The organism is Methylobacterium sp. Gmos1 (genome assembly GCF_053764715.1).
Genome location: NZ_JBSNCC010000002.1, coordinates 534,414 through 561,257, shown reverse-complemented (window position 1 = coordinate 561,257; position 26,844 = coordinate 534,414). Strand labels below are relative to the sequence as shown.

The window sequence follows — 26,844 nt, the reverse complement described above, 5'->3', positions numbered from 1 at the left end:
GTTTTGATGCCGCCGGAAACTCGATGTAGTATACTGAGACGGTGCGAGCCTCGCTACGCCGGGACCATTGTGGATGCAGGCCGAGAGCCTGTCGGCCCTAGAGCGTTTTCCGACGAAGTGGATACCGGTTCGTCGCAGAAAATACGGCAAAATCAAAGACCTGGAGAGCTTCGCGATTGCAGCGCGATCGTGAAGTGCTCTAGCTCTGCGGATACGCGCTACGCCATACGGCCTAGGCTGTACGTCCGAATGTTTCTAACCTAGATCAAGTACTACCTGTGCGCGTATGATCCTGACAGCCGAGACGGCGACGGCCAACAAGGTCCGTCCACCCACCCCTCCCCGCGCCGCGGAGCTGATCGCGCACGTGCTGCGCGACCTCGCCCTGTCGTACGAGGCGGAATGCCCGGGGGGCTTCGCGCGCTTCCGGCAGGCGCTGTCGGTCGAGTCGCTCGCGACCATCGCCCGCTTCAGCGGCGCGGCGGCGAGCGACGAGGCGGCCCTTACTCTGGCGCGGCAGGTGCACGAGACGCTGCTCGACGTCGAGGAGGACGTCTGGGCGCTCCACACCGCCGCGCACTGAGCTACTCCGCCGCGACGATCCCTGCTTGCGCCGCATGCAGGCGCCGGTAGGCGCCGTTCGCCGCGACCAAGGCGTCGTGCGAGCCCTGCTCCAGGATGCGCCCGTTCGACACCACGGCGATGCGGTCGGCGTGCCGGATGGTGGCGAGGCGATGGGCGATGACGAGGGTGGTGCGGCCTTCCGTCAGCTCGGCAAGCGCCTGCTGGATCTCCCGCTCGGTCTCGGTGTCGAGCGCCGAGGTCGCCTCGTCGAGGATCAGGACCGGCGGATTCTTCAGGAACACCCGGGCGATCGCCAGGCGCTGCTTCTGCCCGCCGGAGAGCTTGACGCCGCGCTCGCCCACCACCGTGTCGAGGCCGTCGGGCAGCATCGCGATCAGCGCGTCGAGGCGCGCCCGGTGCGCCGCCTCCCGGATCTCGGCCTCGCTCGCATCAAGCCGGCCATAGGCGATGTTCTCGCGGATCGTGCCGGCGAACAGGAAGACGTCCTGCTGCACGATGCCGATCTGGCCGCGCAGCGACGCGAGCGTCAGGTCGCGGATGTCGTGCCCGTCGATGGTGATACGCCCGGCCTCGACGTCGTAGAAGCGCGGCACCAGGGAGCACAGGGTTGTCTTGCCGGCTCCCGACGGCCCGACGAAGGCGACCGTTTCGCCCGCACCCACCGCGAGGTCGACGCGATCGAGCACCGGACGGCCATCGCCGTAGCCGAAGCGCACGCCCTCGAACCGGATCTCGCCCCGGAACGCGGGCGCGGGGATCGCACCGGCCCGGTCGACGATGTCGGGGGCGGTGGCGAGCAGCGCCATGTACCGGCGAAAGCCCGCTATTCCTTTGGGATACGTCTCGACCACCGCGCTGATCTTCTCCAGCGGCCGATAGAACACCCCGACGAGGAGCAGGAAGCCGACGAAGCCGCCCGGGCTGAGATCGCCCCGCACCACGAACGCCGCGCCGCCGAGCAGCACCACGATCTGGACCAGCCGCATGCCGAGATAGTTGAGCGACAGGCTCGCCGCCATGATCCGGTAGGCGTCGAGCTTGGTGGCGCGGTAGCGCTCGTTGTCGGCGGCGAACAGGCGCCGCTCGTGCGCCTCGTTGGCGAAGGCCTTCACCACCCGGATGCCGCCGACATTCTCCTCGATGCGGGCGTTGAAGGCGCCGACGCGGCCGTACTGCGCCTGCCAGTTCCGCGTCATGCGGCCGCCGTAGCGCACGGTGACGAAGGCGATGACCGGCAGGATCGCGGCGGTCATCAGCGCTAGCGGCGGGTGGACGGTGAGCATCAGCCCGAAGGCGCCGATGAGCGTCATCACGGCGATGAACAGGTCCTCGGGCCCGTGATGGGCGACCTCGCCGATCTCCTCCAGGTCCTTGGTGACGCGGGCGACGAGGTGGCCGGTCTTCTGGTTGTCGAAGAAGCGGAACGACAGCGTCTGGAGGTGGTCGAAGGCGCGGGCCCGCATCGTGGTCTCGATGTTGATGCCGAGCACGTGGCCCCAGTAGGTCACCACCACCATCAGCCCCGCATTGGCGACGTAGAGCGCCGCGAGCCCGACCGCCGCGAGCAGGATCAGGCTCCAGTCCTGGCGCGGCAGCAGCACGTCGACGAAGGCCTTGACCGCCATCGGGAAGCCGAGCTCGAGCAGGCCCGACAGGATGGCACAGCCGAAATCGACGAGGAACAGGGCCCGGTACGGCCGGTAATAGGCGAGGAAGGCCTTGAGCATGTCGATCGGGACGGGTCTCGCCGGCGGCGGGGGTAAGCGCGGAGCCCTGATACGCGGGAAAGCGCGAGCGCGACAAGGTCGTGGCGCGTGCCAAAGGGCCGCTGCGGACGGAAAAGGCCGGACTGGGGAAAGGACAGGATGGGTCGGGCGAGGTGGCGGCGCTGTCGCCGGGGCTACTTTGATATTACTCTAAATCGAGTGAGCGGCAGCTTTCCGCGCCCGGACGAGGGTGGCTGCCGGATTCTACTTGCCGATAGTCATGGACGAGGAATCGTCTCAGCGTCGGATCGGAAACATCACGTGCCGGGACCCGCAGAGCCGTCAGGGGAGGGAGCGGCGGGAGCATCGTCCTCCGTGCATGGGCCCGCATCACGGCATGGACGGCCCGCGCGGGGCGTGGACGGCCCGCGCGGGGCGTGCGAAATCCGATCGCCGGCCCGGGCTCCACGCACGGATCGTGCACGGACAGAGCTTTGATGACCGGTCCCCTCACCCTCGACGGGTTCGACCTGAAGATCCTCGCGGCCCTGCAGGAGGATGGCCGGCTCGGCAACCAGGAGCTCGCCGAGCGGGTGCACCTGTCGCCGAGCCAGTGCTCGCGCCGGCGCCTGCGGCTGGAGGAGCGCGGCGTGGTGCGGGGCTACCGGGCGGAACTGGCGCCGGAACCGCTGGGCCTGCGCGTCACGGTGTTCACCAAGGTCGCGCTCGCCACCCACAACCGCGACAACGCCCGCCGCTTCGCCGAGCTGGTCCGCGGCCTCGACTGCGTGCTGGAGGCCCACGTGATGACCGGCGACAGCGACTACCTGCTGAAGGTCATCGTGCCCGACCTGAAGGCGCTCTCGGGCCTCGTCAACGACGTGCTGCTGCCGCACGAGAGCGTGGCCCACGTCCATTCCTCGGTCGTGCTCGACACGCTGAAGCAGGCGGCGGCCCTGCCGCTGCCGTGGGTCTAGATCACCGCTCCCGGCGGTGCGGCACGGGCCCGGTCACCGCCGCAAGACGGCCGGACTGGGCCGGCCTACGCCATCTCCACCCTTAACCGTGATGAAACCTTCACCGTTGACGAACGCTTGATGGATCCAGGCCACACTGGAATCCGGGATAGGCCCGGCAGAGGTCAGGCGCTATGATGTGGGACGGCATCGCACTCTTCTCCGGCGCGCCGGTACGGCGCTCAGCGGACGGCGTGCTGGGTGCCGCGGGTGTTCCCGATCCCCTGTCGAAGGATCCCGTATCCAAGGATACCCTGTCCAAGCCGCCTCTTTCCAAGCCGCCCCGGCGAGCGAAGGTCGGCCTGGCGCTCGGGGGCGGAGCCGCCCGGGGCTGGTCGCATATCGGGGCGATCGAGGTGCTGCGGGAGGCCGGCATCGCCATCGACGTGGTGGCGGGCTGCTCGATCGGGGCGGCCGTCGGCGCCTGCCACGCTGCGGGCAAGCTCTCGGAGCTGCGCGACTTCGCCCTGTCGCTGACCAAGCGCCGGGTGATGGGCCTGCTCGATTTCCACATCAGCGGCTCGGGGCTGATCGCCGGCGAGCGCCTGCGGCGGCTGCTCGAGCGCGACCTCGGCGCCTCCCGCATCGAGGACCTGCCGCTGACCTTCGCGGCGGTGGCGACCGAACTCGGCACCGGCCACGAGATCTGGCTCACCCGCGGCGGCCTCGTCGAGGCGGTGCGGGCGTCCTACGCGCTGCCGGGCATCTTCGATCCGGTCAAGATCGCCGGGCGCTGGCTGATGGACGGGGCGCTGGTCAACCCGGTTCCCGTCACGGCGGCGCGCGCGCTCGGCGCCGACGTGGTCCTGTGCGTCAACCTCAACGGCGACATGCGGGTGCGCGGCACGGTGATCCAGTCGCACGGCGCGGCGCAGGGGATGGAGGGCGCGGACGCGGTGATGGAGACCGCCGCCGCGGCCGCGGCTCTGCCGGACGAGCCGCGGCGCTGGCCGCTGATCGGCGGCCGGCGCGCGCCGAAGCCCCGGCCGGAGGCCGGCGCGCCGAGCGGCATCGCCAGCGTGATGGTCGACGCCTTCAACATCACGCAGGACCGGATCTCGCGCTCGCGCCTCGCCGGCGACCCGCCCGACGTGATGATCAACCCGAAGCTCGCCCAGATGGGCCTGTTCGAGTTCCACCGCGCCGAGGAATGCATCGAGCTCGGCCGCCAGGCCACACGGCGGATGCTGCCGGAGATCCACGAGATGATCGCAGCGGCGGTCACGCCGGTGTGAGGGGGGGGTCCGGCGGCTCATACGAGACCCGACTGGCGAACCCCGATCGGCTGCTTCAGGCAATCCTGCCGGATCGCGTTCGCAACGCGGATTTCGGCTTCGCTCAGGTGTGCGAAGCCCACGGCTTCACCACGCGGGCCCGGGACCATCCGTCGACGGCTGTAAATCGAGGGTGCCGGGCCTGGCGCCGGCACCCCGGTCCGGTTCAGGCTGCCACCTGCCCGCTCCCGCCATTCTCCCGGCTCTCGGCGGCGGCGAGCAGCACGCAGGTCGCCACCACCTCCGCCGCCGCCTCGACCTCGGCGGGCTTCGGGTAGGACGGGGCGAGGCGCAGCAGCCGGTCCTGCGGATCGCGGCCGTAGGGGTGGGTGGCGCCCGCCGGCGTCAGCGCGAGGCCGCAGGCGGCGGCGAGCGTGACGACGCGGGTGGCACAGCCCTCGGGCACTTCGAGCAGGATAAAGTAGCCGCCCTCCGGCTCGCTCCAGCGCGCGACGCCGGTGCCGCCGAGGTGGCGGGCCAGCGTCTCGGTGACGGCGCGGAACTTCGGCGCCAGCAGGCGGCGGTGGCCGTCCATCAGGGCGTCGAGCCCGGCCTGGTCGCGCAGGAAGCGGATGTGGCGCAGCTGGTTGAGCTTGTCCGGCCCGATGGTGCGCTTGCCGGCATTGCCGAGGTACCAGCGGACGTTCGCCTCGGAGGAGGCGAGCATCGCAAGGCCCGCGCCGGCCAGCGTCACCTTCGAGGTCGAGGCGAAGACGATTGCCCGGTCCGGATGGCCGGCCTCCGCGCAGGCCTCCAGGATGTTGCGCAGCTGCGGCCGGCGCTCGGTGAGGTGGTGGAGCGCGTAGGCGTTGTCCCAGAACAGCCGGAAGTCCGGCGCGCCGGTCTCCATCCGGGCGAGCCGCTCGACCGTGGCGTCGGAGTAGGTCTCGCCGCCGGGGTTCGAATATTGCGGCACCGCCCACATTCCCTTCACCCGGGGATCGCGGGCCTCGCGCTCGACCACGTCCATGTCCGGCCCCTCGGCCGTCATCGGGACGGGCACCATGCCGATGCCGTAGGTCTCGCATAAGGAGAAGTGGCGGTCGTAGCCCGGTACCGGGCAGAGGAAGCGGATCTCCTCCTCCTTCGACCACGGCCGCGCCCCGCCCGGCACGCCCTTGAGCAGCGCGTAGACGATGCAATCGTGCATGAGCGCGAGGCTCGAATTGTTGCCCACGACGATCCGCTCGGGCGCCGCACCGAGCACCGGGGCGAACAGCGCCCGCACCTCGGCGAGGCCCTGCACGCCGCCATAGTTGCGGGCGTCCTCGCCGGCCTCGGTGCGGTGGTCGCGGTTGCCCGGCAGGGCCGCCAGCCCCTCCGACAGGTCGAGCTGCTCGGGCGAGGGCTTGCCGCGCGTCATGTCGAGCTTGAGGCCGCGTCCTTGCAGCGCGGCGTAGCGGGCCTGGAGGTCGGCGAGGGCGGGGATCGCGGTCATGGTCGGATCGGCTGTCACGTCTCTGGAAGAAAGCGCGGCCACCTTTGCGCCTCCCGCGCGGCGAGGTCCAGACGCCCGGGACACACGAAAAAGAAAAAGGCGGCCCTCACGGGCCGCCTTCAAGGGCAGTCGAACCGGGGCGGATTACTCCGCCGGGGTCTCGTCGGAGACCTGGACCGGGCCGGAATCCTTGCCGCGGGCGTCGACGTCGCGGTCGACGAACTCGATCACCGCCATCGGGGCGTTGTCGCCGTAGCGGAAGCCCGCCTTCATGATGCGGCAATAGCCGCCCGGACGGCTCTCGTAGCGGGGGCCGAGCACGTCGAACAGCTTCTTGACCATCACCTCGTCGCCGCGCAGCGCCGCGATCGCCTGGCGGCGGGCGTGCAGGTCGCCGCGCTTGCCCAGCGTGATCAGCTTCTCGACCACGGGACGCAGGTCCTTGGCCTTCGGCAGGGTGGTGATGATCTGCTCGTGCTTGATCAGCGCGGCCGACATGTTCGAGAACATCGCCTTGCGATGCTCGACGGTGCGGTTGAAGCGACGACCCCGGAAACCGTGACGCATGGCTCTCTCCTATTGGTTCTCGGCCGCCGTGCCACGGGTCGGCCGTCCTTTGTGGTGAGTGCGGATTCCCGCCACTCCGGATGCGCCGTCGGTCGAGGGCGCATCCGGAGTGGCGGCGCCGGGTTGCCCCCGCGCCGCCGAAACAGGCCTAGTAGTGCTCCTCGAAGCGCTTGGCCAGGTCCTCGATGTTCTCCGGCGGCCAGCCGGGCACGTCCATGCCGAGGTGCAGGCCCATCGCGGCCAGCACTTCCTTGATCTCGTTGAGCGACTTGCGGCCGAAGTTCGGGGTGCGCAGCATCTCCGCTTCGGTCTTCTGGATGAGGTCGCCGATGTAGACGATGTTGTCGTTCTTGAGGCAGTTGGCCGAGCGGACCGACAGCTCGAGCTCGTCGACCTTCTTGAGCAGGGCCGGGTTGAAGGGCAGCTGCGGCGCGAGCGGCGCGGCCTCCTCCTTGCGGGGCTCCTCGAAGTTCACGAAGATCTGGAGCTGGTCCTGGATGATGCGGGCGGCGTAGGCCAGCGCATCCTCGGGCGAGACCGCGCCGTTGGTCTCGACCGTCATGGTCAGCTTGTCCTTGTCGAGATCCTGGCCCTCGCGGGTGTTCTCGATGCGGTAGGACACCTTGGTGACCGGCGAGAACAGCGCGTCGACCGGGATCAGGCCGATCGGCGCGTCCTCGGGCCGGTTGCGCTCGGCCGGGACGTAGCCCTTGCCGGCCGACACGGTGAACTCCATGCGGATCTCGGCCCCGTCGTCCAGGGTGCAGAGCACCAGGTCGGGGTTGAGGATCTGCACGTCGCCGATGGTGGCGATGTCGCCCGCCGTGACCAGGCCCGGGCCGGTCTTGCGCAGGGTCATGCGCTTGGGGGTGTCGCTCGACGAGCGGATGGCGATCGTCTTGATGTTGAGGACGATGTCGGTGACGTCCTCGCGCACGCCCGGGATCGACGAGAACTCGTGCAGCACGCCGTCGATGTGGACGGAGGTGACGGCCGCGCCCTGGAGCGAGGAGAGGAGCACACGGCGCAGCGAGTTGCCGAGGGTGGTGCCGAAGCCGCGCTCCAGCGGCTCGGCCACCACGGTGGCGATCCGCTTCGGGTCGTGCCCGGGGGTGACCTCGAGCTTATTCGGCTTGATCAGCTCTTGCCAGTTCTTCTGAATGACCACGTTCGCACCTCTCGCCAACTTACACCGGGGCAGCCCCGAAGGGCCCTCCCCTCGCGGTCTCCCCCGCGCCCGGGTGACACCGCCGTCCTGATCTCTCACACGGTCGAAGCAGGGGCGGTCAGGACGCCGCGCTCCACTGCTCCGGGACCCAGGCGAAGCCGGCGCCGTCGCGCCGGACCGAACCGAGGGCCGGAAACTCCAGATGCATCCCGGCGACCAAGAGGCGGTCGGCCGCCGCTTGGTCGAGGATGCGCTTGCGCGTGGCGGCGGCGATCGCGCCGTCCACGTCGAAGGAGACGCCGGCCTCCGGCCGGACGAACTGGATCGCCGGCAGGTGCACGACGTCGCCCCAGATCAGCAGCGAGCTCTCGCCCGACTGGATCCGGTAGGCGGTGTGGCCCGGCGTGTGGCCGGGCGCCAGGATCGCTTCGATCCCGGGCAGCACCTCGCCCTCGCCGGCCCGGCGGATCCGGTCGCCGTAGGTCGCCACGAGGGCCTGCGCCCGGCGGAAACCCGCCTTCGCCCCCTCTGGCGCCCGCGCCTCCGCCCCGTCGGCGAGCCAGTAGGCGGCTTCTTCCTCCGGGATCACCACCTCGGCGTTCGGGTAGAGCGGGGACCCGTCCGGCCCCGTCAGCCCGCCAACATGGTCGGAATGCAGATGCGTCACCAGCACGGTGCCGATGTCGCCGGGCGCCACGCCGCAGGCTTCCAGCGCCTTCGGCAACTGCCCGAGGCTCGCGGGACCGCCTGCCCCCATCCCGGCATCGACCAGCACCGGGGCCGGGCCGCCGAGGACCAGGAAGGCATTGACGGAGATCCGCGGCGCCTCGACGCTGCGAAAAGCCTGCGCCTGGAGGCCGGCGGCCTCGTCGGCGGGGATACCCTGCACCAGCCCGAGCGAGGCCACGAGATGGCCGTCGTTGAGGGCGACCACAACGCGATCGCCCAGCGTCCAGGGAAGGACGCCGGGCCGGACGATGTCGGCGGTGGAGGGGTTCGACACGCAATCCTCTTCGCGGACCGTCGGCCGGGAGACCTCTGGTGAAGCCTCCCGGCCGGTGGACGATCAGACGCGGCGGCGCTTGCGCGGGCGGCAGCCGTTATGCGGGATCGGGGTGACGTCGCGGATCGACGTCACCGTGAAGCCCGCCGCCTGGAGCGCGCGCAGGGCCGACTCGCGGCCCGAGCCGGGGCCCGAGACCTCGACCTCGAGGGTGCGCATGCCGTGCTCGGCGGCCTTGCGGCCGGCATCCTCGGCCGCGACCTGGGCGGCGTAGGGGGTCGACTTGCGGGAGCCCTTGAAGCCCATGGCGCCGGCCGACGACCACGAGATCGTGTTGCCCTGGGCGTCCGTGATGGTGATCATCGTGTTGTTGAACGAGGCGTTCACGTGGGCAACGCCCGACACGATGTTCTTGCGTTCGCGACGACGGACGCGGGTTGCTTCCTTGGCCATACTGTCTTTCGATCCTTCAGGCGCGCCCGTGGTGCCAGGCGCTCGGGACGTGTCTCACGGTGTGCGGTGACGGCGCTGGCGCGCCGCCGGTGTCGGGCGGGACTGGAGGACCTGTCCCGCCGATCTCGTGTAAGCGCGCGGCTTACTTCTTCTTGCCGGCGATCGGCTTCGCCTTGCCCTTGCGGGTGCGGGCGTTGGTGTGGGTGCGCTGGCCGCGGACCGGCAGGTTGCGGCGGTGACGCAGGCCACGGTAGCAGCCGAGATCCATCAGGCGCTTGATGTTCATCGAGACTTCGCGGCGCAGGTCGCCCTCGACGACGTAGTCGCGGTCGATCGTCTCGCGGATCTGAAGCACCTCGGCGTCGGTGAGCTGGTTCACGCGACGCTCGGCCGGGATGCCGACCTTCTCGGTGATCTCCTCGGCCTTCTTGGCGCCGATGCCGTGGATGTACTGGAGCGCGATGACGACGCGCTTGTTGGTCGGGATGTTGACGCCGGCGATACGGGCCATGGTGTTCCTGCTCTCCATCGCGTCCGGGGCTCTAGCGCCCGGACGATATCCTGGTGTCACGCGCGTCCGGTGGAGTCCGGCCCCTGCGCGTCGTCCCGACGGCAAATCGGCCCGGAGCGGCCTCCAGAGAGGCACGCCGGGCCGTCCGAGTCTGAACGAAGGAGCGCCCACTAGCGCGGGCGCAATCTCTTGTCAACTCTTCGCCCGCGTCACGCCGACACGGCCTGGAACGGGGCGAGCAGCCCCTCGAGCTGCTTCGTCACCTCGTCGATCGGCGCCATGCCGTCGACCTGGCGCAGGAGCCCGGTGCCGGCGTAGTGGGCCGAGAGCGGCGCGGTCTGGGTGCGGTAGGCCTCCAACCGAGTCTTGAACACCTCCGGCGTGTCGTCCTTGCGCACCGGCTCGCCGCGGGCCTCGGTCTCGGCGGCGCGCTTGGCGATGCGCCCGACCAGCGCCTCCTCGTCGACCTTGAACTCGACCACCGCGTCGAGCGCCAAGCCCTTCTCGGCCAGCATCGTCTCGAGCGCCACCGCCTGGGCGACGGTACGCGGGAAGCCGTCGAGGATGAAGCCGCCGCGGGCGTCCTTCTCCTCGATGCGGTCGGCGACGATGCCGATCACGATGTCGTCGGAGACGAGCGCCCCGCTCTCCATCAGGGCCTTGGCCTTGAGGCCGACCGGGCTGCCGGCGGCGACGGCCGCGCGCAGCATGTCGCCGGTCGAGAGCTGCGGGATTCCGAACCGCTCGACGATCCGCGCCGATTGGGTGCCTTTCCCGGCGCCGGGCGGGCCGAGCAGAATGATCCGCATAACCTGTCACTCCCCTCCACCGCGTCCCGCACGGGATCCTTGTTCCCGGGGCGCGGCCTGTCTGCTTGTTCTAGCCCGGGACGCTGTCCGGCCGAAATCCGACCATGCGCCAAGGCCCCGCCGCGGCGCAAGGGCGCCGGACCGGTTGCACCCGGCCCGGCTGACCCGTTGCTGGCCTTCGCCTCAGCGCCGGCGGGCGCCGCGCAGCTTCGCCTTCTTCACCAGGCCCTCGTACTGGTGCGCCAGCAGGTGGCCGTGGACCTGCGCCACCGTGTCCATGGTCACCGAGACCACGATCAGCAGCGAGGTGCCGCCGAAGTAGAACGGCAGCGAGGCGTAGGAGACCAGGATCTCCGGGATGAGGCAGATCACCGTCAGGTAAGCCGCGCCGATCACGGTGATGCGCGACAGCACCTTGTCGATGAACTCGGCGGTGCGCTCGCCCGGCCGGATGCCCGGGATGAAGCCGCCATGCTTCTTCAGGTTATCCGCCGTCTCCTGCGGGTTGAACACCACCGCGGTGTAGAAGAACGCGAAGAAGATGATCAGGGCGGCATACAGCAGCATGTAGAGCGGCCGCCCGTGGCCGAGATAGGTCGCCATGGTGGCGATGATCCCGGTGCCGTTCGGATCGGTCTGGAAGCTCGCGGCGGTGGCCGGCAGCAGCAGCAGCGAGGAGGCGAAGATCGGCGGGATGACGCCCGAGGTGTTGAGCTTCAGCGGCAGGAACGAGGTCTGGCCCTCGTACATCCGGTTGCCGACCTGGCGCTTGGGGTAGTTGATGAGCAGGCGGCGCTGAGCGCGCTCCATGAACACGATGAAGTAGACGACCGCCGCGGCCATCACCACCACGCCGAGGATCACCACCGTCGAGAGCGCGCCCTGGCGCCCGAGCTCCAGCGTGCCGGCGATCGCCGAGGGCAGGTGCGCGACGATGCCCGCGAAGATGATGAGCGAGGAGCCGTTGCCGATGCCGCGCGAGGTGATCTGCTCGCCGATCCACATCAGGAACAGCGTGCCGCCGGTGAGCGTGATGACGGTCGAGACCAGGAAGAACGGTCCGGGATCCTGCACGATGCCGCCGGAGCTCTGGAGCCCGACCGCGATGCCCCAGGCCTGGAAGATCGCCAGCACCACCGTGAGGTAGCGGGTGTACTGGTTGAGGACCTTGCGGCCGGACTCGCCCTCCTTCTTCAGCGCCTCGAGCGACGGCACCACCGAGGTGAGCAGCTGCACGATGATCGACGCCGAGATGTACGGCATGATGTTGAGGGCGAAGATCGCCATGCGCTCGACGGCACCGCCGGAGAACATGTTGAACAGGCCGAGCACGCCGCCCTGCGCGTTCGCGAAGCTCTGGCGCAAAGCGTCGGGATCGATGCCGGGCAGCGGGATGTAGGTCCCAAGCCGGTAGACGATCAGGGCGCCAAGCGTGAACCAGATCCGCTTCTTGAGCTCTTCGGCCTTGGCGATGGCGCCGAAATTGAGGTTTGAGGCGAGCTGCTCGGCTGCAGAGGCCATGGGTTACGTGTCCTCAGGGATCGGGATCCGCGGCGAGCCGCGGTCAGGGATGCGCGGGCATCCCCCAAAACACGAGCGGCGGCCTCGCGCTGGTCGCACGGGCCGCCGCCGATGATCGGTGACTTAAAGTGTGCCTTACGCCGACGCAACAGCCTCGTCGGCGGTCGCGAGCGACTGGGTCACCGAGCCGCCGGCCTTCTCGATCGCCTCGACCGCCGACTTCGACGCCCGGGAGACCTGGAAGGTGAGCTTGGCGGTCAGCTCGCCGACGCCGAGAATCTTGACGCCGTCGCGGGCCTTGGAGACCACGCCGGCGGCGATCAGCGCCTCGAGGGTGACGGGAGCCGACGCGTCGAGCTTGCCGGCATCGACCGCCTGCTGGATGCGGCCGATATTGACCTCGTTGAGGTAGGTGGCGCCGGGGTTGTTGAACCCGCGCTTGGGCAGGCGACGGTGGAGCGGCATCTGGCCGCCCTCGAAGCCCTTGATGGCGACGCCGGAGCGCGCCTTCTGGCCCTTCACGCCGCGGCCGGCGGTCTTGCCCTTGCCGGAGCCGATGCCTCGGCCGACGCGCATCCGCTTCTTGGTTGCGCCTTCGTTGTCACGGATTTCGTTGAGCTTCATCGTGCCCTCCTCACGCCGCGTCGTCGAGAACGCGCACGAGGTGATGCACCTTCGCGATCATGCCGCGGACAGACGGGGTGTCCTCGAGCGTGGCGATGCGGTGCATCTTGTTCAGCTTCAGGCCGATCAGCGTCTGACGCTGGCTGGCCTCGCGGCGGATCGGCGAGCCGATCTGCTGCACGCGGACGGTCTTCTTCTCAGCCATCGGAGCGCCTCCTTACGCCGCGTCGGCGGAATCGGCCGAGGCGGCCGAGTCGGCGTCACGACGGCGGGCCTGGAGGGCCGACACCTTGAGACCGCGGCGCGCCGCGACCGAACGGGGCGAATCCTCGTTCTTCAGCGCGTCGAAGGTGGCGCGCACGAGGTTGTAGGGGTTCGACGAGCCGAGCGACTTCGCCACCACGTCCTGCATGCCGAGCGTCTCGAAGACGGCGCGCATCGGGCCGCCCGCGATGATGCCGGTACCGGCCGGAGCCGCCCGCAGGATGACCTTGCCGGCGCCGTGACGGCCCTGGACGTCGTGGTGGAGCGTCCGGCCCTCGCGGAGCGCGACGCGGACGAGACCGCGCTTGGCGGCTTCCGTCGCCTTGCGGATGGCCTCGGGAACCTCACGGGCCTTGCCGTGACCGAAACCGACGCGACCCTTCTGGTCGCCGACGACGACGAGAGCCGCGAAGCCGAAGCGACGGCCGCCCTTCACCACCTTCGCGACGCGGTTGATGTGGACGAGCTTGTCCACGAACTCGCTGTCGCGCTCCTCGCGGTCGTCGCGGCGACGACCCTCACGCTCACGTGCCATCTGTGTTGTCCATCGACTGACGCGGGCGGCGGTCCCGCTCGCTGCTGTTCTATCCGCCGGAATGAGAGAGGGAGCCACCAGGGCCCCCTCGCCTCATGGGACATCGTGCCGATCCGGGGCGGGGCGGGCGCGCGGGCGCCCTCCCCTGCCGGGATCAGAAGTCCAGGCCGCCCTCGCGGGCCGCGTCGGCCAGGGCCTTGACCCGGCCGTGATACAGGTAGCCCGAGCGGTCGAAGATGACCTGGCTCACGCCGGCCGCCTTGGCGCGCTCCGCCACCAGCTTGCCGACCTCGGTCGCGGCGGCCTTGTCGGCGCCGGTCTTGAGGCGGGCACGCAGGTCCTTGTCGAGGCTCGATGCGGCGGCGAGCGTGCGGCCGGTCGCGTCGTCGATGACCTGGACGTAGATCTGCTTGGAGGAGCGGAACACCGAGAGCCGCGGACGACCGTTGGCCGCCTTGCGGATCGCCCGCCGGACGCGCGCGCGGCGCCGATCGAGCAGTTCGATTTTGCGAGACATCGGCCGTCCTTACTTCTTCTTGCCTTCCTTGCGGAAGATGAACTCGCCGGCGTACTTCACACCCTTGCCCTTGTAGGGCTCGGGGCCGCGATAATCGCGGATCTCCGCCGCGACCTGGCCGACGCGCTGCTTGTCGATGCCGGTGACGATGATCTCGACCGGCCGCGGGGTGGCGATCGTGATCCCGTCCGGGATCGGGTACTCGACGTCGTGGCTGTAGCCGAGCGACAGCTTGAGAACCTTGCCGGCGACCGCGGCGCGGTAACCGACGCCGTTGATCTCCAGCTTCTTCTCGTAGCCCTTGGTCACACCCTCGACCAGGTTCGACACCTGGGCGCGGGAGAGGCCCCACATCGCGCGGGCCTCCTTGCTCTGCGACCGGGGCTGGACCGAGATCGCGCCGTTCTCCTGGGTCACCGACACCTGGTCGGGAACGCGGAAGTGCAGCTCGCCCTTCTGGCCCTTGATCTTCACGTTCTGGCCGTCGACGGTGGCGGTCACGCCGGCCGGGACGGTCACGGGCTTCTTGCCTACGCGGGACATGCTCGTCTCTCCTTTTCGGCTGTCGGGGTCTGAAAGGTCAGAAGACCTTGCAGAGCACCTCGCCGCCGACGTTGCGCTCGCGCGCCTCGTGGTCGGCCATGACGCCCTGAGGGGTGGAGACGATGGTGATGCCCAGGCCGTCGGCGACGCGCGGAAGGGTATCAACCGACGAGTAGACCCGCCGGCCCGGCTTGGAGACGCGCTCGATCGAGCGGATCACCGGCTGGCCGTCGAAGTACTTGAGCTCGATCGCGAACTCGGTGCGCCCGTTACCGTAGTCGGTCGTGGCGTAGTCGCGGATGTAGCCCTCGGACTTGAGCACGTCGAGGACGCGGGCCCGCAGCTTGGAGCCGGGGGTCTGCACGACGTTGCGCCGGCGCATCTGGCCGTTGCGGATGCGGGTGAGCATATCGCCCACGGGATCGTTGATCATCTGTGGCGCCCTCCCCTTACCAGCTGGACTTGACCAGGCCCGGGATCAGACCCCGGGATCCCAGGTCGCGGAGCGCGACGCGGGAGATGCCGAGCTTGCGGTAGTAAGCCCGGGGACGGCCGGTCATCTCGCAGCGGTTGCGGATGCGGGTCGCGCTGGAGTTGCGGGGCAGCTCGGCCAGCTTGAGGCGCGCCTCGAAGCGCTCCTCCATCGACAGCGACTCGTCGTTGGCCGTGGCCAGCAGCGCCTCGCGCTTCGGGGCGAAGCGCTTGACCAGCTCCCGCCGCTGCTTGTTCTTCTCGATCTTGCTCGTCTTAGCCATGTTCTAGCTCTCCGGTGTCCGCGTATGGGGGCCGTCGGCCCTCACTGCCGGAACGGGAAGTTGAAGTGCTTCAGGAGCGCCCGGGCCTCGGCATCGGTCTTGGCGGTGGTCGCCACGACGATGTCCATGCCCCAGGTGTTCTGGGCCTTGTCGTAGTTGATCTCGGGGAACACCAGGTGCTCCTTGATCCCGAGAGCGTAGTTGCCGCGCCCGTCGAACGACTTCGGGTTCAGGCCGCGGAAGTCACGCACGCGCGGCAGCGCGATGGTGATCAGGCGGTCCATGAACTCGTACATCCGCTGCTTGCGCAGGGTGACCTTGCAGCCGATCGGCATGTTCTCGCGGACCTTGAACGTCGCGATCGCCTTGCGGGCCCGGGTGATGACCGGCTTCTGGCCGACGATCAGGCCGAGATCCTCGGCCGCCACGGTGGCCTTCTTGGAGTCCTGGGTCGACTCGCCCACGCCCATGTTGACGACGATCTTCTCGATCGCCGGCACCTGCATCGGGTTGGTGTAGCCGAACTCCTCGATCAGCTTGGGACGCACCACTTCCTCGTAGTGCTTCTTGAGCCGCGGGGTGTACCCGTCCTTCAGCGCCTCAGCCATCGATCAGATCTCCCGAGCGCTTCGCGAAGCGAACCTTGCGCCCGTCTTCCAGAATGCGAAAACCGACCCGGGTGGGCATGCCGTCCTTCGGGTCGGCGACCGCCAGGTTCGACAGGTGGATCGCCGCCTCCTTGGAGATGATCCCGCCCTCGGAGGTCTGGGTCTGGCGCGTGTGGCGCTTCACCAGGTTGATCCCCCGGACCAGAGCCCGATCTTCCTTCGGCATCACCTGGATGACCTCGCCGGTGCGACCCTTGTCGCGGCCGGTCAGGACGACGACCTTGTCGCCCTTCTTCACCTTCGCAGCCATTACAGCACCTCCGGCGCCAGCGAGATGATCTTCATGTGGTTGCGCGCGCGCAGCTCGCGCGGCACGGGCCCGAAGATACGGGTGCCGATCGGCTCCTTCTGGTTGTTGATCAGCACGGCCGCGTTGCGGTCGAAGCGGATCACCGAACCGTCGGCCCGACGGACGTCCTTGGCGGTACGCACGACGACCGCCTTCATGACGTCGCCCTTCTTCACGCGGCCCCGCGGAATCGCCTCCTTCACCGACACCACGATGATGTCGCCGACGCCGGCATACTTGCGCTTGGAACCACCGAGTACCTTGATGCACATCACGCGACGTGCGCCGGAATTGTCGGCGACGTCCAGATTCGTCTGCATCTGGATCACGGCCTAACGCCCTTTCCTTGTTTCAGGCAGGTCTCCGGCGGGCACGATTGCCCGGCGGACGGCAGCCTGATGGGGATCTCGCGTCCCCGTCCATTAAAAGACCGCGCAGCAGCGCTTTCGAGCGCTGGCGCGGTCAACGAACGCGATGAGGAGCGCGTCACACGCCCTTCATGTTTCGGTGGAGGCCGGCCGTCTACAACGGATCGGTCTCGTTGGCAAGGAGCCGGAACGCCAAAAGGCGCTCCGGTCCGGCAGAGATGGAAGGGGCGCCGCTAGCGGCGCCCGATCACGCCTCGGTGGTCGCGACGGCCTCGCCCTCGAGGAGCTTCCAGGTCTTGAGCTTGGAATAGGGCCGCGACTCCTCGATGAACACCGTCTGGCCGACCTTGGCCACGTTGTTCTCGTCGTGGGCGTGGTAGTTCTTAGACCGGCGGATGGTCTTCTTCATCACCGGGTGGGTGAAGCGACGCTCCACCTTCACGACGACGGTCTTGTCCTGCTTGTCGCTGACGACGACGCCCTGCAGCACGCGCTTCGGCATGGTGGTTACTCCCTTAGCCCTGCGCCGCCTGCAGCGTCTTCTGGCGCTGCAGGGTACGGACGCGGGCGATGTCGCGGCGCACTTCGCGCACCCGGGCGACGTTCTCGAGCTGACCCGTGGCCCGCTGGAAGCGCAGGTTGAACTGCTCCTTCTTCAGGTTCAGGAGCTCTTCGCCGAGCTGATCCGGCGACAGCGCGCTCAGGTCAGACAGCCTCTGGCTCGACTTCATCTCGAATATTCTCCTCAGTCGGCGATGCGCTGGATGAAGCGCGTGCGGACCGGCAGCTTGGCGGCACCCAGGCGCAGCGCCTCGCGGGCGATGTCCTCGGCCACGCCGTCGATCTCGAACATGATGCGGCCCGGATGCACGCGGGCGGCCCAGTATTCCGGGGCGCCCTTACCGGAGCCCATGCGGACCTCGGTCGGCTTCGCGGTCACGGGGACGTCGGGGAAGATCCGGATCCAGACCCGGCCCTGACGCTTCATCTCGCGGGTGATCGCGCGGCGGGCCGCCTCGATCTGACGCGCGGTGACCCGCTCCGGCTCCATGGCCTTGAGGCCGTAGGAGCCGAAGTTCAGGTCGGTTCCGCCCTTCGCGAAGCCGTGGATGCGGCCCTTGAACTGCTTGCGGAACTTCGTCTTCTTGGGTTGCAGCATGGCAGCCTCTCAAAACTGAAGGGCGGGGGAAGCGCGGCCCTTAGGCCGCGTCCCGTCCGCCGCGCTCGCCGCGCTCGCGGTCGCGACGTCCGCCGGAACGGCCGCCCTCCTCGTGCGCGCGCTTGTCCTGGGCCATCGGGTCGTGCTCAAGGATCTCGCCCTTGAATACCCACACCTTGATGCCGCAGGTGCCGTAGGTGGTGAACGCCGTGGCCGTGCCGTAATCGACGTCGGCGCGCAGGGTATGCAGGGGCACGCGGCCCTCGCGGTACCACTCGAGCCGGGCGATCTCGGCGCCGCCGAGGCGACCGGAGCAGTTGATGCGGATGCCCTCGGCGCCGAGACGCATCGCCGACTGCACGGCGCGCTTCATGGCGCGACGGAAGGCGACGCGACGCTCGAGCTGCTGGGCGATCGAGTCGGCGACCAGAGTGGCGTCGACCTCGGGCTTGCGCACCTCGACGATGTTGATCGTCACGTCGGCCTTGGTCATCGAGTTGACCAGCTTGCGCAGCTTCTCGATGTCCGCGCCCTTCTTGCCGATCACCACGCCCGGGCGACCCGAGTGGATGGTGACGCGGCACTTCTTGTGCGGGCGCTCGATGACGATCTTGGAGACCGCGGCCTGCTTGAGCTGCTTGAGCAGCGCTTTGCGGATCGCGACGTCCTCGTGCATCAGGCGAGCGTACTCGCCCTTGTTGGCGTACCAGCGCGAGTCCCAGGTCCGGTTGATGCCGAGACGCAGACCGATCGGATTGACTTTCTGACCCATCGATCCCTCCTCAGGCGGCTTCGGCCGGGACTTCGCGCACCACGATGGTGAGGTTCGCGAACGGCTTCAGGATGCGGGCGCCACGGCCGCGGGCGCGGGCGTGGAAGCGCTTCAGGACGAGCGCCTTGCCGACATAGGCCTCCTTGACGACGAGATCGTCCACGTCGAGGTCGTGGTTGTTCTCGGCGTTGGCGATCGCGCTCTCGAGGCACTTCTTGACGTCGACCGCGATCCGCTTGCGCGAGAACTGCAGGTCGGCCAGAGCGGTCGAGACCTTCTTGCCGCGGATCAGCTGCGCCACCAGGTTCAGCTTCTGCGGGCTGACGCGCAGCATGCGCGCGACGGCCTTCGCCTCGTTCTGGGGGAGCGCGCGGGGTGCTGCTGCCTTGCCCATATCAGCGCCTCTTCGCCTTCTTGTCGGCCGCGTGGCCGTGGAAGGTCCGGGTCGGCGAGAACTCGCCGAACTTGTGCCCGACCATTTCCTCGGAAACGTAGACCGGAATGTGCTTCTGCCCGTTGTAGACCCCGAAGGTCAGACCAACGAAATGCGGAAGGATCGTGGAGCGACGGCTCCAGATCTTGATCACCTCGTTGCGGCTCGCGCCGCGCGCGGCGTCCGCCTTCTTGAGGAGGTAGCCGTCGATGAACGGCCCCTTCCAGATTGAACGTGCCATGGGACGAAGCCCTTACTTCTTGCGGTTGTGGCGGCTCGACACGATGAACGTGTCGGTGCGCTTGTTCGAGCGGGTCTTCTTGCCCTTCGTGGGGATACCCCACGGCGTGACCGGATGACGACCGCCCGAGGTGCGACCCTCGCCGCCGCCGTGCGGGTGGTCGATCGGGTTCATGGCGACGCCGCGGTTGTGCGGGCGCTTGCCGAGCCAGCGATTGCGGCCCGCCTTGCCGAGCGAGATGTTCATGTGGTCGGGGTTCGAGACCGCGCCCACCGTGGCGTAGCACTGCCCGTGCACCAGGCGCTGCTCGCCCGAGTTCAGGCGCAGCGTGACGTAGCCCTGGTCGCGGCCGACGATCTGGGCGTAGTTGCCCGCGGACCGGGCGATCGCCCCGCCCTTGCCGATCTTCAGCTCGACGTTGTGCACGATCGTGCCGACCGGCATGTTGCCGAGCGGCATGGCGTTGCCGGGCTTGATGTCGACCTGCTCGCCCGACACTACCTTGTCGCCGGCCTTCACACGCTGCGGCGCCAGGATGTAGCTCTGCGCCCCACCCTCGTAGCTGACCAGCGCGATGAACGCCGTGCGGTTCGGATCGTACTCGATCCGCTCGACGGTGCCGACCTTGCCGGCGTGCTCACGCCGCTTGAAGTCGACGTTGCGCAGCGTCCGCTTGTGGCCGCCGCCGCGGAACCGCACCGTGATGCGGCCGAGGTTGTTGCGGCCGCCGGTGGACGACTTGCCCACCGTCAGCGACTTGACCGGCTTGCCCTTGTAGAGCTCCGAACGGTCCACGATCACGAGCTGGCGAAGGCTCGGCGTGACCGGCTTGAATGTCTTCAAAGCCATTGGCTTGTTCCCTTACGCCGTTCCCCTCAGAGCCCGGTCGTGACGTCGATGCTCTGACCCTCTTCGAGGGTCACGATCGCCTTCTTCACGTCCGAACGCTGGCCGCGCTGACCGCGGAACATCTTGGCCTTGCCCTTGGTGACGAGCGTGTTGACGCTCTTCACCTTGACCTCGAACAGCTTCTCGACCGCTTCCTTGATCTGCGGCTTCGTCGCCTTCGGGGCCACCCGGAACACAACCTTGTTGAGCTCCGAGAGGTTCGTCGCCTTCTCGGTGATGACCGGGGAGACGATCACGTCGTAGTGGCGCGGATCAGCGCTCATTTGAATCGCGCCTCCAGCGCATCGACGGCGGCGCGGGTCAGCACGAGCTTCTCACGGCGCAGGATGTCGTAGACGTTGATGCCCTGCACCGGCAGGACGTCGATCTGCGGCAGGTTGCGGGCCGCACGGGCGAAGTTCTGGTCGAGCTCGGCGCCGCCGATGATCAGCGCATTCGAGAGCGACAGCTTGCCGAACCGCTCCTTGAGCGCCTTGGTCTTGCCCTCCTCGAGGCGGGCGTCGTCCATGACGATCAGCTCGGCGCTCTTGACCTTGGCCGAGAGGGCGTGGCGGAGCGCCAGCGCCCGGACCTTCTTGGGCAGGTCGTGGGCGTGCGAGCGGGTGACCGGGCCGTGGGCGCGGGCGCCGCCGCGGAACTGCGGGGCCGAAGCCGCGCCGTGACGGGCGTTACCGGTGCCCTTCTGCTTGTACAGCTTCTTGGTCGTGCGGGCGATCTCGCCGCGCTGCTTGGTCTGGTGGGTACCAGCCTGGCGCTTGGCGAGCTGCCAGCGGACGCAGCGCTGGAGCAGGTCGGCGCGGGGCTCGAGGCCGAAGATGGCCTCGTCGAGCTCGACCGAGCCGGCCTCGGCGCCGTCGAGCGTGGTGATCTCGAACTTCATCACGCGTTCTCCTCGGTGGCCGGAGCCGCGGGAGCCTCGACCTGAGCCTCGGCAGGGGTCTCCGACGCAGCAGCGGACTGCTCGCGGAACTTGCCCGGCATCGGCACGTCGGCCGGCAGCTTGCGCTTCACGGCGTCGCGGACGTAGATCCAGCCGCCGTCGACGCCCGGGACCGAGCCCTCGACCAGGATCAGGCCGCGCTCGACATCGGTGCGCACGACGCGCAGGTTCTGGGTCGTCACCCGCTCGACACCGAGATGGCCCGGCATCTTCTTGTTCTTGAAGGTCTTGCCCGGGTCCTGACGGCCGCCGGTCGAACCGATCGAACGGTGCGAGATCGACACGCCGTGGGTGGCGCGCAGACCGCCGAAGTTCCAGCGCTTCATGCCGCCGGCGAAGCCCTTACCGGTGGTCGTGCCCGTCACGTCGACGAACTGACCGGCCAGGAAGTGGTCCGCGGTGATCTCGGCGCCGACCGGGATGATCGCATCCTCGGTCACGCGGAACTCGGCCAGCTTGCGCTTCGGCTCGACCTTCGCGACGGCGAAGTGACCGCGCTGGGCCTTGGTGACGTTCTTGACCTTGGCCTTGCCGACGCCCACCTGGAGCGCGACGTAGCCGTTCTTCTCGACCGTGCGGTGGGCAACCACCTGGCACTGATCGACCTTGAGCACCGTGACCGGAACATGCTCGCCGGCGTCCGTGAAGACGCGGGTCATGCCGACCTTCTGTGCAATGACTCCTGAGCGCATGGTTCTCCCCCGCGCGGCCTAGTGAAGCTCTAAGCGATCCCTCGGGATCGCCTAGAGCTTGATCTCCACGTCGACGCCGGCGGCGAGGTCGAGCTTCATCAGCGCGTCCACGGTCTGGGGCGTCGGATCGACGATGTCGAGCACGCGCTTGTGAGTGCGCATCTCGAACTGCTCACGCGACTTCTTGTCGATGTGGGGCGAGCGGTTGACAGTGAAGCGCTCGATCCGGGTCGGCAGCGGGATCGGCCCGCGGACCTGGGCCCCGGTCCGCTTCGCCGTCGAGACGATCTCGCGGGTCGACGAGTCCAGGATGCGATGATCGAACGCCTTCAGGCGAATACGGATGTTCTGGCCGTTCATGTGATGTCTACCTCGCGACGGGATGGGGCGGGCACGAGGCCCGCCCCGTCACCTGTCCGCTCGTGGAAGCGCCTGGACGCTTACTCGGTGATGGAGGCGACGACGCCGGCGCCGACGGTGCGGCCGCCCTCGCGGATGGCGAAGCGCAGCTTCTCCTCCATCGCGATCGGAACGATCAGCGTCACGTCCATCGTCACGTTGTCGCCCGGCATCACCATCTCGGTGCCCTCGGGCAGCTGGCACACGCCCGTCACGTCCGTCGTCCGGAAGTAGAACTGCGGACGGTAGTTCGTGAAGAACGGCGTGTGGCGACCGCCCTCCTCCTTCGTCAGGATGTACGCCTCGGCCTTGAACTTCGTGTGCGGCTTCACCGAACCCGGCTTGCACACAACCTGGCCGCGCTCCACGTCCTCGCGCTTCGTGCCGCGCAGCAGCACGCCGACGTTGTCGCCCGCCTGGCCCTGGTCCAGCAGCTTGCGGAACATCTCGACGCCGGTCACCGTCGTCGTCGTCGTGGCGCGGATGCCCACGATCTCGACCGACTCGCCGACCTTGACGATCCCGCGCTCGACGCGGCCCGTCACCACCGTGCCGCGGCCCGAGATCGAGAACACGTCCTCGATCGGCATCAGGAACGGCAGGTCGATCGGACGCTCCGGCTGCGGGATGTAGGCGTCCACCGTCTTCATCAGCTCGAGGATCGCCTCGTGGCCGATCTTCGGCTCGCGGTTCTCAAGCGCGCACAAAGCCGAGCCCTTGGTGATCGGGATGTCGTCGCCCGGGAAGTCGTACTTCGAGAGAAGCTCACGCACCTCGAGCTCGACCAGCTCCAGCAGCTCCGGATCGTCGACCATGTCGACCTTGTTCATGAACACCACCAGCGCCGGCACGCCGACCTGGCGCGCGAGCAGGATGTGCTCGCGGGTCTGCGGCATCGGGCCGTCAGCCGCCGACACGACCAGGATCGCGCCGTCCATCTGCGCGGCGCCCGTGATCATGTTCTTCACGTAGTCGGCGTGCCCGGGGCAGTCGACGTGCGCGTAGTGACGGTTCGGGGTCTCGTACTCGACGTGCGCCGTCGAGATCGTGATGCCGCGCGCCTTCTCCTCCGGCGCCTTGTCGATCTGGTCGTAGGCGGTGAACGTCGCGCCACCCGACTCGGCCAGGACCTTCGTGATCGCCGCGGTCAGAGAGGTCTTGCCATGGTCAACGTGACCGATGGTGCCGATGTTGCAGTGCGGCTTCGTCCGCGAAAACTTTTCCTTGGCCATCGCCAAAACTCCGTCGATCGAATGCGTGCGTTTAGTCTTGAGTTGGTGCCCGCCGTGGCGGGCACCGGAAGCTGAGAGCCGGCCCGGTGACGGGCCATCTCATCAAGCGTAGTTTCGCCTTAGGCGTACTTGGCAACCACCTTCTCGGCCTCGCCGCGCGGGACCTCTTCGTAGTGGTCGAACTGCATCGTGAAGTTCGCGCGCCCTTGCGTGAAGGAGCGCAGCTGGTTCACGTAACCGAACATGTTGGCGAGCGGCACCATCGCGTTGATGACGTTGGCGTTGCCGCGCATGTCCTGGCCCTGGATCTGGCCGCGCCGGGAGTTCAGGTCGCCGATGACCGAACCGGTATAGTCCTCCGGGGTCACGACCTCGACCTTCATCACCGGCTCGAGCAGGACCGAGCCGCCCTTCTGCAGGGCCTCGCGGAGCGCCGCCCGCGAGGCGATCTCGAAGGCCAGCGCCGAGGAGTCGACCTCGTGGTAAGCGCCGTCGACCAGCTCCACCTTGATGTCGACCACCGGGAAGCCCGCCAGGATGCCGGCGGTCAGCACGCTGTTGAGGCCCTTCTCGACGCCCGGGATGTACTCCTTGGGCACCGAGCCGCCGACGATCTTCGACTCGAAGGCGTAGCCGGCGCCCGGCTCGTTCGGCTCGACCACGAACTTCACCCGCGCGAACTGGCCGGTACCACCGGTCTGCTTCTTGTGGGTGTAGTCGATCTCGGTGCGCTTGGTCAGCTTCTCCCGGTACGCCACCTGCGGCTGGCCGATATTGGCCTCGACCTTGTAGGTGCGCTTCAGGATGTCGACCTTGATGTCGAGGTGGAGCTCGCCCATCCCCTTCAGGATGGTCTGGCCCGACTCCTGGTCCGTGGAGACCCGGAAGGACGGATCCTCGGCGGCGAGCTTCGAGAGCGCGATGCCGAGCTTCTCCTGGTCCGCCTTGGACTTCGGCTCGACGGCGATCTCGATGACCGGCTCCGGGAACTCCATCTTCTCGAGGATCACGGCCTTCGTCGGGTCGCACAGCGTGTCGCCGGTGCGGGTGTCCTTGAGACCCGCGAGCGCCACGATGTCACCGGCGAACGCCTCCTTGATGTCCTCGCGGTTGTTCGCGTGCATCAGGAGCATGCGGCCGACCCGCTCCTTCTTGTCGCGGGTCGAGTTGATGACGTTCGCGCCCGAATCGACCTTGCCCGAGTACACGCGGCAGAAGGTGATCGTGCCGACGTGGGGATCGTCCATGATCTTGAAGGCGAGCATGGAGAAGGGATCGGAGTCGAGCGGGCGACGCACGACCTCTTCCTCGGTCTTGTAGTCGATGCCCTTGATCTCGCCGCGGTCGGCGGGAGACGGCAGGTAGTCGACGACGCCGTCGAGCAGGGGCTGCACGCCCTTGTTCTTGAACGCCGAGCCGCACATCACCGGGTGGAAGGCGCGGCGCTGCACCGCCGTGCGCACCAGCTTGCGCATGGTGTCCTCGTCCGGCTCGACGCCGTCGAGGTAGGCGGTCATCGCGTCGTCGTCCATCTCGACGCACGCCTCGACCAGCTTGGTGCGGTACTCCGCAGCCTGGTCGACGAGGTCGGCCGGGATCTCCTCCTCCGAGTAGTTGGCGCCGAGCGCCTCACCCGACCACACGATCGCCTTCATCTTGATGAGGTCGATGACGCCCTTGAACGAGCTCTCGGCCCCGATCGGCAGCTGCAGGCAGACCGGCTTGCCGGCCACGCGATCGATGATGTCGGCGACGCACTTGAAGAAGTCGGCGCCGATCTTGTCCATCTTGTTGACGAACACGATGCGCGGCACGTCGTACTTGTCGGCCTGGCGCCACACCGTCTCGGTCTGCGGCTCGACGCCCTGGTTGCCGTCGAGCACGCACACGGCGCCGTCGAGCACGCGGAGCGAGCGCTCCACCTCGATGGTGAAGTCGACGTGGCCGGGGGTGTCGATGATGTTCAGGCGCTTGTCGCGCCAGAAGCAGGTGGTCGCAGCCGAGGTGATCGTGATGCCACGCTCCTGCTCCTGCTCCATCCAGTCCATGGTGGCGGCGCCCTCATGGACCTCGCCGATCTTGTGGGACTTGCCGGTGTAGTAGAGGATCCGCTCGGTCGTCGTGGTCTTGCCGGCATCGATGTGGGCCATGATGCCGAAGTTGCGGTAGTCCTCGATCGCGTGCGTGCGGGGCATCGGGGGGCTCCTGAAGATGGGGGCCGCCGCGCCCGGAGGGCGGCGGCGAAGCGGCGTTTACCAGCGGTAGTGCGAGAACGCGCGGTTGGCCTCGGCCATCCGGTGGGTGTCCTCGCGCTTCTTCACGGCGTTGCCGCGGTTGTTGGCGGCGTCGAGCAGCTCGGCCGACAGGCGCTCGACCATGGTGCGGTCGTTGCGCGAGCGGGCGGCCTGGATCAGCCAGCGGATCGCCAGCGCCTGGCGGCGCTCGGTGCGGACCTCGACCGGGACCTGGTAGGTCGCACCGCCGACGCGGCGGGAGCGGACCTCGATCGCCGGGGCGACGTTGTCGAGGGCGGCGCGGAACACCTCGATCGGGTTCGCCTTGGCCCGGGCCTCGATGATGTCGAACGCGCCGTAGACGATGTTCTCGGCGACCGACTTCTTGCCCTCGTACATCACCGAGTTCATGAACTTGGTGAGGACGACGTCGCCGTACTTGGCGTCGGGGATGATCTCGCGCTTCTCGGCGCTGTGGCGGCGGGACATCGCTCGCTCCGTCTAAGTTCTAAAAATCAACTGTTGTGTCCCACGCAGGCCGCCTGGGGCCCGTCGGGCCGGCGACATCCTTGCGGGACAGGCGATAGATACCGTTCCGGGTCTCGAACTTACTTCGGACGCTTGGCGCCGTACTTCGAGCGACGCTGCTTGCGGTTCTTGACACCCTGGGTGTCGAGCACGCCGCGCAGGATGTGGTAGCGCACGCCCGGAAGATCCTTCACGCGGCCGCCGCGGATCATCACCACGGAGTGCTCCTGAAGGTTGTGGCCCTCGCCCGGGATGTAGCCGATGACCTCGAAGCCGTTGGTCAGGCGAACCTTGGCGACCTTGCGGAGCGCCGAGTTCGGCTTCTTCGGGGTCGTGGTGTAGACGCGGGTGCAGACGCCGCGCTTCTGCGGGCAGGCATCGAGAGCCGGCACCTTGTTGCGGGCCTTCTGCGCCTTCCGCGGATTGGCGATCAGCTGGTTGATCGTCGGCATGCCATTCCTCTCGCAACGCATCGCCGTCCTGGCGACCGTCGTTTCCCAATATCTCGTCTGAACGACCGTCGCTTCGAGGACGAAGCGCAACGCAAATCGCGCCCCAGGCTGAAACCAGCCTTTGGCGCGCCATGCGAGCAGAGGACCACCGGAGGCAAAGCCCCAGCGATCATGCCGGTCTGACACGTGTCAGTCGGTTGAAGTTCGGTCGCGTTTAGGAGACTTGGATCGAGGCACGA

37 protein-coding genes are annotated in these 26,844 nt (G+C 68.3%); 3 read left to right on the top strand and 34 right to left on the bottom strand.

Annotated features, from left to right (window positions below; translation table 11 throughout):
- Positions 1 to 286: 286 nt before the first annotated feature.
- On the top strand, positions 287 to 583 hold the full coding sequence (locus tag ACS5PV_RS05790) for a hypothetical protein (protein WP_455394381.1): 297 nt from the start codon (positions 287 to 289) through the stop codon (positions 581 to 583).
- Between the two features lies 1 nt (position 584).
- Here the strand turns inward: ACS5PV_RS05790 and ACS5PV_RS05785 are convergent, their stop codons facing one another.
- Positions 585 to 2,312: an ABC transporter ATP-binding protein gene (locus ACS5PV_RS05785; RefSeq protein ID WP_455394380.1), complete on the bottom strand. Its 1,728-nt coding sequence runs from the start codon at positions 2,310 to 2,312 to the stop codon at positions 585 to 587.
- A gap of 476 nt (positions 2,313 to 2,788) precedes the next feature.
- Between ACS5PV_RS05785 and ACS5PV_RS05780 the strand changes: the two genes are divergently transcribed.
- Together ACS5PV_RS05780 and ACS5PV_RS05775 are read left to right on the top strand one after the other, a co-directional pair.
- Positions 2,789 to 3,268, top strand: coding sequence for an Lrp/AsnC family transcriptional regulator (locus ACS5PV_RS05780; protein ID WP_455394379.1), 480 nt, complete (start codon positions 2,789 to 2,791; stop codon positions 3,266 to 3,268).
- 173 nt (positions 3,269 to 3,441) lie between these two features.
- Positions 3,442 to 4,542, top strand: a complete 1,101-nt coding sequence (locus tag ACS5PV_RS05775; RefSeq protein ID WP_455394378.1) for a patatin-like phospholipase family protein — start codon at positions 3,442 to 3,444, stop codon at positions 4,540 to 4,542.
- Between the two features lie 205 nt (positions 4,543 to 4,747).
- Here the strand turns inward: ACS5PV_RS05775 and ACS5PV_RS05770 are convergent, their stop codons facing one another.
- From ACS5PV_RS05770 to rpsL, 33 genes are all read right to left on the bottom strand, one after another.
- On the bottom strand, positions 4,748 to 6,019 hold the full coding sequence (locus ACS5PV_RS05770) for an aminotransferase class I/II-fold pyridoxal phosphate-dependent enzyme (protein WP_455394377.1): 1,272 nt from the start codon (positions 6,017 to 6,019) through the stop codon (positions 4,748 to 4,750).
- 144 nt (positions 6,020 to 6,163) lie between these two features.
- Entirely contained in the window at positions 6,164 to 6,586 is a 423-nt protein-coding gene (gene rplQ / locus ACS5PV_RS05765; protein ID WP_093569140.1) for a 50S ribosomal protein L17, read from the bottom strand.
- A gap of 148 nt (positions 6,587 to 6,734) precedes the next feature.
- Positions 6,735 to 7,772, bottom strand: coding sequence for a DNA-directed RNA polymerase subunit alpha (locus ACS5PV_RS05760; RefSeq protein ID WP_425463303.1), 1,038 nt, complete (start codon positions 7,770 to 7,772; stop codon positions 6,735 to 6,737).
- A 100-nt stretch (positions 7,773 to 7,872) separates the two neighbouring features.
- Positions 7,873 to 8,757, bottom strand: coding sequence for an MBL fold metallo-hydrolase (locus ACS5PV_RS05755; RefSeq protein ID WP_455394376.1), 885 nt, complete (start codon positions 8,755 to 8,757; stop codon positions 7,873 to 7,875).
- A gap of 63 nt (positions 8,758 to 8,820) precedes the next feature.
- Positions 8,821 to 9,210: a 30S ribosomal protein S11 gene (gene rpsK / locus ACS5PV_RS05750; RefSeq protein ID WP_015928609.1), complete on the bottom strand. Its 390-nt coding sequence runs from the start codon at positions 9,208 to 9,210 to the stop codon at positions 8,821 to 8,823.
- Positions 9,211 to 9,352: 142 nt separating this feature from the next.
- Positions 9,353 to 9,721: a 30S ribosomal protein S13 gene (gene rpsM, locus ACS5PV_RS05745; RefSeq protein WP_048425835.1), complete on the bottom strand. Its 369-nt coding sequence runs from the start codon at positions 9,719 to 9,721 to the stop codon at positions 9,353 to 9,355.
- A 209-nt stretch (positions 9,722 to 9,930) separates the two neighbouring features.
- Positions 9,931 to 10,530 carry an adenylate kinase gene (locus tag ACS5PV_RS05740; RefSeq protein ID WP_455394375.1) on the bottom strand — a complete coding sequence of 200 codons (600 nt, stop codon included), beginning with the start codon at positions 10,528 to 10,530 and terminating at the stop codon, positions 9,931 to 9,933.
- 183 nt (positions 10,531 to 10,713) lie between these two features.
- Positions 10,714 to 12,051, bottom strand: coding sequence for a preprotein translocase subunit SecY (secY, locus tag ACS5PV_RS05735; RefSeq protein WP_455394374.1), 1,338 nt, complete (start codon positions 12,049 to 12,051; stop codon positions 10,714 to 10,716).
- 135 nt (positions 12,052 to 12,186) lie between these two features.
- Complete coding sequence (rplO, locus tag ACS5PV_RS05730) at positions 12,187 to 12,675, bottom strand: 50S ribosomal protein L15 (RefSeq protein ID WP_455394373.1); 489 nt, start codon at positions 12,673 to 12,675, stop codon at positions 12,187 to 12,189.
- 10 nt (positions 12,676 to 12,685) lie between these two features.
- Positions 12,686 to 12,880, bottom strand: coding sequence for a 50S ribosomal protein L30 (gene rpmD / locus ACS5PV_RS05725; RefSeq protein ID WP_109960468.1), 195 nt, complete (start codon positions 12,878 to 12,880; stop codon positions 12,686 to 12,688).
- A gap of 12 nt (positions 12,881 to 12,892) precedes the next feature.
- Positions 12,893 to 13,474 carry a 30S ribosomal protein S5 gene (rpsE, locus tag ACS5PV_RS05720; protein WP_048425830.1) on the bottom strand — a complete coding sequence of 194 codons (582 nt, stop codon included), beginning with the start codon at positions 13,472 to 13,474 and terminating at the stop codon, positions 12,893 to 12,895.
- 154 nt (positions 13,475 to 13,628) lie between these two features.
- Positions 13,629 to 13,991 carry a 50S ribosomal protein L18 gene (rplR, locus tag ACS5PV_RS05715; RefSeq protein ID WP_048431923.1) on the bottom strand — a complete coding sequence of 121 codons (363 nt, stop codon included), beginning with the start codon at positions 13,989 to 13,991 and terminating at the stop codon, positions 13,629 to 13,631.
- Positions 13,992 to 14,000: 9 nt separating this feature from the next.
- The gene (rplF, locus tag ACS5PV_RS05710) at positions 14,001 to 14,534 is read right to left on the bottom strand and encodes a 50S ribosomal protein L6 (RefSeq protein WP_455394372.1); all 534 of its coding nucleotides are present in this window, start codon (positions 14,532 to 14,534) and stop codon (positions 14,001 to 14,003) included.
- A gap of 37 nt (positions 14,535 to 14,571) precedes the next feature.
- On the bottom strand, positions 14,572 to 14,967 hold the full coding sequence (gene rpsH, locus ACS5PV_RS05705; RefSeq protein WP_048425827.1) for a 30S ribosomal protein S8: 396 nt from the start codon (positions 14,965 to 14,967) through the stop codon (positions 14,572 to 14,574).
- Between the two features lie 16 nt (positions 14,968 to 14,983).
- Positions 14,984 to 15,289 carry a 30S ribosomal protein S14 gene (gene rpsN / locus ACS5PV_RS05700; protein WP_048431920.1) on the bottom strand — a complete coding sequence of 102 codons (306 nt, stop codon included), beginning with the start codon at positions 15,287 to 15,289 and terminating at the stop codon, positions 14,984 to 14,986.
- A gap of 41 nt (positions 15,290 to 15,330) precedes the next feature.
- Positions 15,331 to 15,897: a 50S ribosomal protein L5 gene (gene rplE / locus ACS5PV_RS05695; protein WP_109960470.1), complete on the bottom strand. Its 567-nt coding sequence runs from the start codon at positions 15,895 to 15,897 to the stop codon at positions 15,331 to 15,333.
- Positions 15,890 to 16,207: a 50S ribosomal protein L24 gene (rplX, locus tag ACS5PV_RS05690; RefSeq protein ID WP_455394371.1), complete on the bottom strand. Its 318-nt coding sequence runs from the start codon at positions 16,205 to 16,207 to the stop codon at positions 15,890 to 15,892. The genes rplE and rplX overlap by 8 nt, the downstream gene beginning before the upstream one ends.
- Positions 16,207 to 16,575 (bottom strand): 50S ribosomal protein L14, encoded by a 369-nt coding sequence (rplN, locus tag ACS5PV_RS05685; RefSeq protein ID WP_048425823.1) that lies wholly within the window; start codon positions 16,573 to 16,575, stop codon positions 16,207 to 16,209. Before rplN ends, rplX begins: the two co-directional genes overlap by 1 nt.
- A gap of 286 nt (positions 16,576 to 16,861) precedes the next feature.
- Positions 16,862 to 17,116, bottom strand: a complete 255-nt coding sequence (gene rpsQ / locus ACS5PV_RS05680) for a 30S ribosomal protein S17 (RefSeq protein ID WP_455394370.1) — start codon at positions 17,114 to 17,116, stop codon at positions 16,862 to 16,864.
- Between the two features lie 13 nt (positions 17,117 to 17,129).
- A complete protein-coding gene (gene rpmC, locus ACS5PV_RS05675; protein WP_048425821.1) occupies positions 17,130 to 17,345 on the bottom strand; it encodes a 50S ribosomal protein L29 in 216 nt (71 codons plus the stop codon).
- 14 nt (positions 17,346 to 17,359) lie between these two features.
- Positions 17,360 to 17,773, bottom strand: a complete 414-nt coding sequence (gene rplP / locus ACS5PV_RS05670; protein ID WP_093569149.1) for a 50S ribosomal protein L16 — start codon at positions 17,771 to 17,773, stop codon at positions 17,360 to 17,362.
- A gap of 40 nt (positions 17,774 to 17,813) precedes the next feature.
- Positions 17,814 to 18,545: a 30S ribosomal protein S3 gene (gene rpsC, locus ACS5PV_RS05665; protein WP_093569150.1), complete on the bottom strand. Its 732-nt coding sequence runs from the start codon at positions 18,543 to 18,545 to the stop codon at positions 17,814 to 17,816.
- Positions 18,546 to 18,555: 10 nt separating this feature from the next.
- Positions 18,556 to 18,939: a 50S ribosomal protein L22 gene (gene rplV, locus ACS5PV_RS05660; protein WP_048444830.1), complete on the bottom strand. Its 384-nt coding sequence runs from the start codon at positions 18,937 to 18,939 to the stop codon at positions 18,556 to 18,558.
- A 1-nt stretch (position 18,940) separates the two neighbouring features.
- Entirely contained in the window at positions 18,941 to 19,219 is a 279-nt protein-coding gene (rpsS, locus tag ACS5PV_RS05655) for a 30S ribosomal protein S19 (RefSeq protein WP_048425817.1), read from the bottom strand.
- 12 nt (positions 19,220 to 19,231) lie between these two features.
- The gene (gene rplB, locus ACS5PV_RS05650; protein ID WP_455394369.1) at positions 19,232 to 20,068 is read right to left on the bottom strand and encodes a 50S ribosomal protein L2; all 837 of its coding nucleotides are present in this window, start codon (positions 20,066 to 20,068) and stop codon (positions 19,232 to 19,234) included.
- A gap of 26 nt (positions 20,069 to 20,094) precedes the next feature.
- Positions 20,095 to 20,391 carry a 50S ribosomal protein L23 gene (locus ACS5PV_RS05645; RefSeq protein ID WP_236989401.1) on the bottom strand — a complete coding sequence of 99 codons (297 nt, stop codon included), beginning with the start codon at positions 20,389 to 20,391 and terminating at the stop codon, positions 20,095 to 20,097.
- Entirely contained in the window at positions 20,388 to 21,008 is a 621-nt protein-coding gene (gene rplD / locus ACS5PV_RS05640; RefSeq protein WP_048465593.1) for a 50S ribosomal protein L4, read from the bottom strand. Before rplD ends, ACS5PV_RS05645 begins: the two co-directional genes overlap by 4 nt.
- Positions 21,008 to 21,760, bottom strand: a complete 753-nt coding sequence (gene rplC, locus ACS5PV_RS05635) for a 50S ribosomal protein L3 (RefSeq protein ID WP_455394368.1) — start codon at positions 21,758 to 21,760, stop codon at positions 21,008 to 21,010. The genes rplD and rplC overlap by 1 nt, the downstream gene beginning before the upstream one ends.
- 51 nt (positions 21,761 to 21,811) lie before the next feature.
- Entirely contained in the window at positions 21,812 to 22,120 is a 309-nt protein-coding gene (gene rpsJ, locus ACS5PV_RS05630; RefSeq protein WP_012330343.1) for a 30S ribosomal protein S10, read from the bottom strand.
- An 80-nt stretch (positions 22,121 to 22,200) separates the two neighbouring features.
- Positions 22,201 to 23,391, bottom strand: coding sequence for an elongation factor Tu (gene tuf, locus ACS5PV_RS05625; RefSeq protein WP_109973750.1), 1,191 nt, complete (start codon positions 23,389 to 23,391; stop codon positions 22,201 to 22,203).
- 119 nt (positions 23,392 to 23,510) lie between these two features.
- Complete coding sequence (fusA, locus tag ACS5PV_RS05620) at positions 23,511 to 25,586, bottom strand: elongation factor G (RefSeq protein WP_455394367.1); 2,076 nt, start codon at positions 25,584 to 25,586, stop codon at positions 23,511 to 23,513.
- A 57-nt stretch (positions 25,587 to 25,643) separates the two neighbouring features.
- Entirely contained in the window at positions 25,644 to 26,114 is a 471-nt protein-coding gene (rpsG, locus tag ACS5PV_RS05615) for a 30S ribosomal protein S7 (protein ID WP_099906230.1), read from the bottom strand.
- Between the two features lie 119 nt (positions 26,115 to 26,233).
- Positions 26,234 to 26,605: a 30S ribosomal protein S12 gene (rpsL, locus tag ACS5PV_RS05610; protein WP_048429408.1), complete on the bottom strand. Its 372-nt coding sequence runs from the start codon at positions 26,603 to 26,605 to the stop codon at positions 26,234 to 26,236.
- Positions 26,606 to 26,844 lie beyond the last annotated feature (239 nt).